This is a genomic window from Candidatus Erwinia dacicola (genome assembly GCF_001756855.1).
Taxonomy (GTDB): Bacteria; Pseudomonadota; Gammaproteobacteria; order Enterobacterales; family Enterobacteriaceae; genus Erwinia; species Erwinia dacicola.
The window spans coordinates 1-1,631 of record NZ_MAYS01000506.1; the positions used below are offsets into that span (position 1 = coordinate 1).

Genomic DNA, 1,631 nt, shown 5'->3' on the forward strand with positions numbered 1-1,631 from the left:
TTATCTGAATTCGCGCTTTACTATTGCTGAAAATGGAACTTATTAACATTGATGGTGTGAAAGTCACTATGGAGTCAGGAATTCATAAAGAATATACTTTCCCAAAGGAAGTAAATTATTCTCGAAGCATAAATAATAGGTTGAGCAACCAGTTTGGTATTTATTTTTTTGTAACGATAGAATAATTGTTGCTGCCAGCACAGCTGAAGAACATGGATGGAGTGCTAAGTGGCACTCAGAATATAATGGCTTTGTGTGTTGAGTGCGATTTATATCAAAAGAACCTAATAAGTTACCTTGGAATACATCAAAGACAGCTTTCCGTGTTAATAGTGGTTTATTTATTACAGTCAGATATAGTCTGAAGCAAATTGCTGATCGGTATAGAGCAGAAATCAAAAGTAGATATCCAAGTAAAACCACTTCTACGAGTGGCTCTTCTCCTGTAACTGGAAAAACTACGACACAGGCAACTTCTACGGCTACCGTAACTGCGTCTCCGATACAAATAATAAAACCGTCAACGTCAGGCTCAGCTAAACCTAAAGTGAAGAAGCCTAAGTTAAGACCCTTAGAACCACTTCATCGGGATAGAAAAATTCTAGTTGACTGGAATTTGTGTACCGTTTCAATGCCAGAAACGAGGAAAAAAGAATATGCAATTTTTTGAATTGTGTAAACTAAATTTAAAATATACCCCGATCATTTATGCGGTTATGTTACGTGTATTCATCGAAACAACTATTAAACAAATATCTCCACTTATTGGGGTGATAGGTAAAAATCTTGGTGAAAAAAGTTTGGATGTAGCTCAGAAACTTTGTCAGTTAGGTTACTATGATCATGTTGTGAAAGACTTAGTAAGTAAATATTCAACCACTGAAGGTGGTTTGTTTTTAATGAATAATATTCAGTCACATGTACATTCTACTAGATTTTATCCTAGTCAGTCTGTAGTTAATAACTATTGGACAGAGTTATAACCTTTTCTATCTGCTTGTTATAAGTATATTACTGAAGAAGATATCAATAATAAAAAGAATGGCACTGAATTAGTTGATAATTAAAAACCAAATTATCTGGAATTTTCACCACGGTTGTTGACTAGGAATTAATACCAGTTTGGTTTCGAAACTATTAAAATATAATAAGCATGGTTTCTATCTGAATTTAGGGATCGAATACAGATGGTACCAGAAAATTAGGCACCTTGAACCGGCATTTCCTGATAAGGATAATTGTTTAACATTCTAAATAGGCTACATTTTTCTGCGCTACACGGGATATTTACGCTTTGGTAAGAGGTATTCTGATGGTGTTATGTGGTGCCGGAAGATCACTAACAGCACCCAGCGGAAAGTTAGTCAGTTCAGGTACTGTCCTTCTAAACAAGAAGTCCACCAAATTTTGGTGGCTTCCCGTTTACAACCCCTATATGGATGCCTTCAAACGAGTAATGGACAGCACATCAAAAATCCAGATGGACTACATCTGCCTGCAATATCCGGGGTATTACCGATTTGCAAAATGGATGGAACGACTGGCACAGGGAATTGCTGATGGCGTAATTGAAGTTCCGAAAGATCATTAAAAAAAACTATTTTGGAATTCACGTAGGTCGCATCCAGCCA

General features: G+C 36.2%; 1 protein-coding gene and 1 pseudogene. Both read left to right on the top strand.

All coding sequences use genetic code 11. The annotated features are described in order from the left end of the window. Positions 1–656: 656 nt before the first annotated feature. Positions 657–983 carry a hypothetical protein gene (locus BBW68_RS18485; RefSeq protein ID WP_148127675.1) on the top strand — a complete coding sequence of 109 codons (327 nt, stop codon included), beginning with the start codon at positions 657–659 and terminating at the stop codon, positions 981–983. A 449-nt stretch (positions 984–1,432) separates the two neighbouring features. Further along, positions 1,433–1,591 (top strand): annotated as a pseudogene (locus BBW68_RS20370) (arylsulfatase regulator); the annotation flags it as partial. Between the last annotated feature and the right edge of the window lie 40 nt (positions 1,592–1,631).

What these genes read in the sequence shown, in the direction of transcription:
- BBW68_RS18485 (WP_148127675.1), top strand. Translation starts at nt 657, where the DNA reads ATGCAATTTTTTGAATTGTGTAAACTAAATTTAAAATATACCCCGATC.